The organism is Chitinophaga sp. (assembly GCF_036566945.1).
In the GTDB taxonomy this organism is placed as follows: domain Bacteria; phylum Bacteroidota; class Bacteroidia; order Chitinophagales; family Chitinophagaceae; genus Chitinophaga.
Window position 1 is genome coordinate 1 of the sequence record NZ_DATCVJ010000735.1, and the last position, 8,460, is coordinate 8,460.

The following is an 8,460-nucleotide window of genomic DNA, read 5'->3' on the forward strand; positions in this document are numbered from 1 at the left end:
TTGAGGTTAGCCATAAAACTTTGCCGGGTAGAATCTTTTTTATTCAGCACCTGTACATTCAGGTGTTGGTAATAAAAATTCATATTACCCAGGGTCGCGTATTTGTTGCCCGACCAGTTGGCGTAAATCGTATCTGCATAACCCCGTCGTACTTTCACTGCGGCCATGGGAATGGCTACTTCGTTGAATCGTGTGAGGTCCATGGGGGCCAGGTAACTCTGTGCGTAAAATCCGGAGAGAGAATCAGTGTATGACTCGTTGTACGAAAAGTAATGAATTGGACTGCCCAGTAATTTGCCGCTGGCCTGTACGCGCAGACTGTCACCCTTGGGATGTACATTGCCAAAATGAGTGATCAGTGCGTTGATCTCTGTGATCGGTACGGCCGACCATTTGTTGGTGGCTTTGGAAGATTCCTGCACCGTAACGGCGGACTGTTGCACCACTATAGAATCTACCTGCAACGCCCATGGCAGGGTATTGATTAATTGGGTGGGCATCCGTTTTTCTATGCCGTGCTCAAAAGGAATTCGTTTATCCCTGGCCGTTGTTAACAACGTATTACCGACGATAATTTTCCGGATATACAGGGTGGTATCTCCCGACAGATGATTGTTTTGTATCCCCGTTAGTTGCAGCGCGTCTCCTTTTACGGTGATGTAATCCCGCTGCCAGCGTGCGGTGCGGAAAGTTTCTGCTGCACTCAGATTGGGTGTTACGCTGAAATCATTTACCGATAAAGTATTCGTGGCTGAGTCCATTTTTATACTGCCTGCTTGTGCGTGCAGTTGCTTGTTCCTGTACAACAATCCCCCTTTGGTAATGGTGGTATTAGCCACCAACGATTGCCAGGCTATTTTATGATGCGGGTGGAAGCTAAATGCGGCGTCGTTAAACAGGCCCGATAGCTTATTCACTGCCAGTTCCATGGTGTCTCCATGATGCAGCGACAGCTGTACATCCTGCCATTTTGCCGCTATGCCGGAGTGGTATTTATCTTTGCGGAGCCGCCCTTTGGTCAGCTGCAACGATAACTGTGGAATGGAAACGTCGGTGCCGGTGCGATGAAATTGCAAGGCCGTTGTTTCCATTTGTATATAATCATACTGCAATAGTTGTTCGTTGCCGGTATGCAGGGCAAGATGGCCGGCTGACAGTTGCAGTTGGGTATGTAGGGTACTGCTATCCTTTCCGTTGATCTTTGTATAATGTAGTTCCGCATCGCGCACATGAAGCTGTGCAATGCTGACCTGTAGCGGAGCGGCGGCGTGTTGCTTTTTCGGCGCTTCGTCCCTGCTGACAATATTTATCTGCGGATGATCGGCAGTGAGTGATTGCACCAGCAGGCGATTGAAGTCGGTGCTGTGGATAGGAGTTGTGATATTCAAAGATGGGAGTACTATTTTAGTATAACCGTTTCCGTTATACATGGTAGCATTAGCATTTGTGATGTTGGTGCCACTATTACTGTTGAGCGAAACGGATTCCACGTCCAGCTCCATTTTTTCGCTGTGATGATGAATGCGATGGAACTGGCCGGTGGCCGCCCCCCAGGTAATGAACCGTTGTTTCGTGCGCAGATTTTTGAAAGCTATTTTATCTGCCTGGAAGCTGCTTTGCTGTGCAGGCCCGTTGCTGCTGAATTGCAGGTTGACAACATCCAGCCGCGCAATGCGTATCACCGGAAAGTCTTTGGGGGCAGTATGTTTAGCAGTCGCCGTTTGATACAACTGTATATTCAAGGCGCCGAAGCGAAGCACATCTACCTGAATATCCTTTGACTGCTGAAATACATCCCAGTCGAACACTTCCCAATAGATATTCCTGGCCGCAATACGACTGCCATTGGAAAGTTTCATCAATAATTGATCGGCTTTATTATGCCGGTGGGCGCCATCAAAAGCATAATTGTTAACAGTGATACTGACTTTGTCGGATGCCACGCTCATTTCCCGGATACGCAGATTGGGCATGGCGTGTTTTATATCTACCAAAGAATCACTCAGAAAAAAATTATGTAACAGGATATCTGTATTTACATTTTTTAACTGCAGCGTTACCGGCGATTTTCCGGTAGAAGTGAAGTTCACATTGCCATCCAGGATACGGAAATTATTCACCATGATCAGCTCACTCAGGCCATGCAGGGTTTGGTAAAATGCCGGCATTTTGATGGCGGTACTATCTGTTGCCGGCTTGCCTTTCACCGCTTTCTTTCCTTTGGTAAGCAATAAGATGCGGGGCGAATACAATTCGGCGCTACTGGCTTTCAGGTGCTTTCGCAGCAGGTCTTCCAGGCTCACATTATTTAGTCGCAGTGAAGGAGCGGTAAAGGTTAAGCCTTTGCCGGAATGGTTTTGAGGCGTAGGTCCGTATGCTACATTGTTGAAGATAACATCATTGCGCTGCAGCACAAATTCATCTACGCTCAGCTGGAACATACTGTCCAGTGAATAGAATTTTATTTTATTGAGATGGAGTGCAATGCTGTCGGTGGTAATGCCCGGTGTGGTATCATGTGCAATGGTAAGATTGTAAATCCGGAGGTTTGTTTTTTTAGTGGTGCCGGTAGATACATGTCCTGTAAGCAATAGCTCTCCGTCTTGCACCGCAATATATTTGAAATTCATTCTTTTGAAGAGTGTATTCGGAAGACTGTCCAGTGCTACTTTTTTATCTTTTATCGTGGCCTTTCTGCCGGGAAGCTTCAGCACTGGCCGTATACAGAGTAGTGTGTCGATCAGTAGTTCCTGCCGCATGTAAATGGCGGGCAGGTGCCGGGCGTTAAAATAGAACTTATCTGCCTGCAGCGACATCTCTCCTTTATCCGCAGTGGCGGCGCTGAATATAGTACAGGAGTCCAGTTCAAACACCTGTTTTTTACCGGAGAAGTGCAGGCGTCGGAAACTGATGGTATTCCTCCCGTCGGGTAATATCCAGTGTTGGTTGTCGAAAGAGAAATCTACATCTTCAGAGCCTAGAATATGATTGTCGGCAGTAGTGACTTTAGTGAAGTTGAGGATAGAAAAATTAAAGTGATCCACGCGCAGGGGTGGCGGTCCGTTTAGTTTGCTGTATACCAGTGAGCCATCCTGCAGGTGTACGATGCGTGCGTTTACATAGGTCAATGCCTGTTCCAGGTGTGCTACGATGGAGGACAGCTGGAAGGTTTCCTGTCTGGGCCCGGGGGGAACATGTTCATGTACGAACAGGGAAGGACTGATTACAGAGAGACTATCGACCAACAATTTTTTATGCAGGATGAGTGCGCGCCAGGATTGTATCGATAAATAAATCCGCGGTATTTTAACATCATAATGTGCATTGACGTGCACGGTGTCTTTACCCAGCAGGCGGGCGCCGTGCACCACGATATTTTTCTGCCATAAAGAAAAGTCAATATTGTCCGCATCAAACTGGTAGGTGCCGCCGGATTCTTTGGCAACAATGTATTGCACAATTTTCACAAACTTATGCTGCACCAGGTAGTAGAGCAGGCCGCCAATCAGGATCCTGGCCACAAGGAGGATCAGCAATATTTTGAACCATTTTTTATACCTGGGTGATAGTTGCATGATTTTGCTTAACGGATTACCTTTTTGCTAACATTTTTCCGGCGGGTATGTTCAAAATCAGGCGACTAATTTAGCAATCCCAAAAGCGGCAGCAGCAGCCAGTATCCCGATCATGGTTACTTTCAGCGCGCCCTGTAGTGGCGGCTGACCGGTTACTTTGCTTTTGAAATAGCCAAATACAAACAGGCAGATAATGGTGAGTGCTGTTGAGCCGATCAATCCGCGTTGAGGCGTGTCCGTGACCAGGTAGGCCGACAAGGGTAATAAACCGCCCACAAAATAGGAGGCGCCAATGGTGAGGGCGCTTTGTCTGGCTCTGTTGGGATTCGGTGCTTCCAGCCCCAGCTCAAATTTCATCATGAAATTGACCCATTTGGTTTTGTCTTTAGACAGCTCCGTAGCGATCAGTTGTTGTGCTTCCGCGCTTAATCCGTATTCGGCAAACACCTCTTTTACTTCTTCCATCTCTTTATCAGGTACCGTTTCAACCTCTGTATATTCTCTTTTTAATTCACTTTCGTAGTGCTCCAGTTCTGTTTTTCCGGCAAGGTAGCCGCCGAGTCCCATGGCAATACAGCCAGCTACTATTTCGGCGATACCGGCGGTAAGAATAATGTTATTGCTGCTGACGGCGCCGCTGAGTCCTGCCGCCAATGCAAAAGGCACGGTTAATCCGTCGCTCATGCCAATGACCATGTCGGTAATAAAATCCGAGCTTTTTAAATGTTCTTCCTGATGCATTTTTCCGGGTTTATAGGGGATATTCGTGATATAAATATAAGTGCTTTATCGTACTTTGTACAGATTGTAAAGGTACGCGCAGTTGGTCAGCACTGCTCATCAAAGTTGAAAAATTATGGCAAACGACATCGTATGTTTTGGTGAAATGTTATGGGACATCCTGCCGGAGAAGGAATTGCCGGGTGGCGCGGTGATGAATGTAGCGTATCACCTGCAGAAGCTGGGAGAAACAGTATCGCTCGTATCCCGTATAGGAAAGGATCCGCGGGGGCAAGGGCTATTGGATATGCTACAGGGTTTTGGGCTGGATACTACTTTTGTACAGGTAGATGAAAAACAGGAAACCGGAAAGGTATATGCGGACATGACCAATCCTACCGATGTGCATTATGATATCGTATATCCGGCAGCGTGGGATTTCATCCAATGGGAGCCGGGGTTGGCAGCGCTGTTAAAACAACCCGGTACCCGGTACCTGGTGTTTGGGAGTCTTTGTTCCCGCGATGTGGTGACACGGCATACGCTGGAACATGCCTTGCAGGAAGATCTTGTGAAGGTGCTGGATATTAACCTGCGGGAGCCGCATTATACCCGCGCTCACGTGGAGTGGTTGCTGCAGCAGTGTAATATCCTGAAACTGAATATGGCAGAACTGGAGCTGATCAGCAGCTGGTATCATCCGTTTGAAGATAAAGAACAGGCAGTGCAGGCATTGTCTGCACAGTTTAATATCCCCATTATTGTAGTGACCATGGGGGGCGATGGAGCGTTGCTGTTAATGAATGGCACCTGTTATGTAGAGCCGGGCATTGCGGTGAAAGTAGTGGACACCATTGGCAGCGGTGATGCGTTTCTGGCGGGCTTCCTGCATAGCTTTATCGGGCAGCGGCCGGCGCGGGAGTGTTTGCGCTTTGCGAATGCGCTGGGAGCGTTGGTAGCGTCGTATGCGGGCGGGTGCCCGGATTATGCGCCGGAAGAAATAGGGGGTGTTTGATAGGGGGAAAGCCCTGCTTTTTTTGTCTTAGGGCAGGATTATACTGATTTAGATGATTTTCCAGATTTTTACTTTTTTGATTTTATAAGATTAAAAAAGATTAGAGAAGATTTTAGCGAAGCTATTCGCTTAGATCTATGCTAATCCTTTTAATCCTGTAAAAACAAAATCGGGAAAATCATCTAAATCAGTATAATCCTGCCCTTAGACAAAAAATCGCTCCTTTACTATTCAATGATGGCTTCCTGCATTTTTACCCCTAATATCCCTTTAATCGCCTGTTCCAGCGTATACGTTCCATCAGCCGAATGCCAGGCAATAAATCCATCTGGTCTGATCAGCAATGCCATTCCGGTTTCCAGGTGGGCGGCAGCCTTCCATTGTTCATCCGTGATCACGTGTACGGGGAGGGGAATACGAAATTGAGCTGTTAATTTTTCAGTAGCTTCCTGCCAATGTGAATCTGCCTCCGTTGTTACCAGGGTAAAATGGGTAACGGCCAGGTCCAGCGTAGAAATGCGTTGGCCATTTTCGTTGAGCCATTGATGTGGTACACGGGTGCCGGGTTGTCCGTCTGGTTTTATAATATCGGTTGAGGTATGGAGGGATTTGCCGGCTATGGCGGCAGAGGTATAGCAGTAATCCGGAATGCCCAACCGGTGAATCATTCCGGTGAAAGCTTCGGCCTCGGTGGCGTTAAAAAGATCTTTCATCAGGCTACCGGGGTTGACCAATCCTTTTTCATCTGCCATTTCCGCGGAGCGCAACGCGTTTTTGAATCCTACGGGCTGTCTTTCCGGTGAATAGGTATCCAGTAAAGAAGGATGTGCCTTGTGTTGCAGTACCAGTGCCAGTTTCCAGGCCAGGTTATGCACGTCCTGTACGCCGGAGGCGGCGCCTTTACCTCCGTAGGGTGTCATTTGGTGGGCGGCATCACCAGCGATGAAGACGCGGCCATGCTGCATGTTGGTCACTGCGTTGGCGGTGGGCTTCCAGGGCAGCATGCTGATAATGCGTACAGGGATGTCCGGCATATCGATCACTTCCCGTAATATGCTTTCCAGTCTTTCAGTAGTATACTCTTCCGGCTTTTCCTGCTGCGGATCATAATGCAGATGTATCACCCATTTGTTACTGTTGTTGATAGCGGTGAGCATGCCGGTAATGCCGGGTCTTTTGATGATGCCGATACTGAATTCATTGCCGCGTACGACTTCCCCGAGTGGGGCTTCAAAATAAATATTCAGCAGGTGACCAAGTGCGCCGGGGCCGGTTGTTTCCACACCTAATTCCCGGCGAATAGGGCTGCTGGCGCCATCTGCGGCAATCATGTAGCGACAGGCAATGGTTTCCGTAATACCGGTATCACGGTTACGGATATACGCTGTCACATCATCATCGGTTTGGGTGAATGATAATAGCTCTGTATGAAAACGGATATCTGCGCCTCTGTCGATCGCTGCCTGCCGCAAAAGGGGTTCTGCAATATCCTGGGTGCAGCGGGCGCCGGAAGCCGGGCTAAGGGCCGCTATTTTTTCCAGGCCGGGGAGTTCTATGGGATGCTTTACTTTATTGTAGGCACTACCTACCTGGCGGAGGATATCGGGTAAGCTATCGCCGGTATAGATGCCCCAGGCCGGAGCCAGTGCTTTGCCCGCTTCGCGGATGGCATCATCCAGCTGCAGTTCCCGGAAAAGTTCCATGGTACGCACATCGAAGCCCCGGGAACGCGGATGTACTGAGGTGGTAGGGCGCTTCTCTATCAGCAGCGGACGTATTCCCTGTTGCAACAGGAATAAGGCGGCCGATAATCCGGTTAGCCCGCCGCCTGCAATTAATACCGGTATTTGTTCGTTATTCTCACTAGTTTTGTTTGACATAGCCATCTGTTATTTTTGATAAAATTGACTTTTTATTCACCGGGCGGATGGCATATAACGGATAACTTTGTACCATCTGTGAAAATTAAAATACGCCGGTATGGAAGCGCAAACATTACCCACAGCCCCCGCCAACTACGAACAGATATTTTCTCCCGACATGGGCGTGGTGCAGGAGCTGGCATTGCCATTCGAAAATAAAGAAGGCACCATTACACTGGCCCTGGTGAATAATATGGGGATAGTCGACAGCCGTTTTCATACCAACGAGCTCACGCCCCCCTGGCAGCATTTTAATAATAAGCCTTTTGTGGAGATGAACTTTATGCTGGAAGGCGACCTTTATCAAACTATGGATGGATTTCCCGGCCGGAAGCTTTGTGCCAAAGGATCTCATAATCTTTTATTCAACCCCGGCACGCTGGAGAAAAACCAATTGGTGGGATATGGGAACTATCGCACCTTTGGTGTGCATGTGAACCCGGAGAAAATGTCGGAGTTATTGAGCGCCTATGTACCGGAGCTGGAAAAATTTTCGGAGAAGATTTATGCAGGGCAGCCATTTATGCTGGAATCACCAGTGCCGCAGCTGACCGCAAAAATGAAATATATCTTTGATACCATTTGGCAATACCCGAATCAGGAAGGCTTAAAGAAGTTATATCTCGAATCGAAAATATTAGACCTGTTATCGCTGCAATGTGAATTGCTGTTGCAAACACCGGCAAAAAAAGCACCCACACTTCCCGCTGCTGATATCGACAAATTACATGCGGCCAGGGTGCTGCTGGAGCAACGGCTGGAGCGCCCTCCTTCATTGGCGGAACTATCGAAATTGTGCCAGTTGAATGAGTTCAAGCTGAAAAAAGGATTCCGGGAATTATTTAATACTACGGTATATGGCTTTGTGCACGAAACGAGGTTAACCCGCGCACAGCAAATGATTCGGGAAGGGCAACAAAATATCTCTGAAATAGCTTACCAGCTGGGTTATAGCCATCCGCAGCATTTTCAGCGGGCTTTTAAAAAGCAGTTCGGTATTACGCCGGGGAGTTTGTTGAAGTGAACGCGATTTTTTGTCTTGGGACAGGATTATACTGATTTAGATGATTTTCCAGATATTTTTTCGGGATTAAAAAAGATTAGCGTAGACATAAGCGAAATCTTACGCTTATGTCTACGCTAATCTTTTTTAATCTTATAAAATCATTGTTGTCCGGGTAAATCTTAATTAGAAGGTACAAAAAAAGGGCAGTTCCAAAGAACCACC

Annotated in this window: 5 protein-coding genes; 2 read left to right on the forward strand and 3 right to left on the reverse strand. The window is 47.8% G+C overall.

The features are described 5' to 3' along the window. Together VIP81_RS22090 and VIP81_RS22095 are read right to left on the reverse strand one after the other, a co-directional pair. Positions 1 to 3,575 (reverse strand): hypothetical protein (locus tag VIP81_RS22090; RefSeq protein ID WP_331966457.1); only part of this gene is annotated, 3,575 nt, incomplete at its 3' end. Positions 3,576 to 3,632: 57 nt separating this feature from the next. Beyond that, on the reverse strand, positions 3,633 to 4,316 hold the full coding sequence (locus VIP81_RS22095; RefSeq protein ID WP_331966460.1) for a VIT1/CCC1 transporter family protein: 684 nt from the start codon (positions 4,314 to 4,316) through the stop codon (positions 3,633 to 3,635). A gap of 115 nt (positions 4,317 to 4,431) precedes the next feature. Between VIP81_RS22095 and VIP81_RS22100 the strand changes: the two genes are divergently transcribed. Further along, on the forward strand, positions 4,432 to 5,310 hold the full coding sequence (locus VIP81_RS22100; RefSeq protein ID WP_331966463.1) for a carbohydrate kinase: 879 nt from the start codon (positions 4,432 to 4,434) through the stop codon (positions 5,308 to 5,310). 227 nt (positions 5,311 to 5,537) lie between these two features. Here the strand turns inward: VIP81_RS22100 and VIP81_RS22105 are convergent, their stop codons facing one another. Further along, positions 5,538 to 7,190 carry an FAD-dependent oxidoreductase gene (locus VIP81_RS22105; RefSeq protein ID WP_331966467.1) on the reverse strand — a complete coding sequence of 551 codons (1,653 nt, stop codon included), beginning with the start codon at positions 7,188 to 7,190 and terminating at the stop codon, positions 5,538 to 5,540. Between the two features lie 100 nt (positions 7,191 to 7,290). Between VIP81_RS22105 and VIP81_RS22110 the strand changes: the two genes are divergently transcribed. After that, positions 7,291 to 8,256 carry an AraC family transcriptional regulator gene (locus VIP81_RS22110; RefSeq protein WP_331966470.1) on the forward strand — a complete coding sequence of 322 codons (966 nt, stop codon included), beginning with the start codon at positions 7,291 to 7,293 and terminating at the stop codon, positions 8,254 to 8,256. The last annotated feature ends 204 nt before the right edge of the window (positions 8,257 to 8,460 follow it).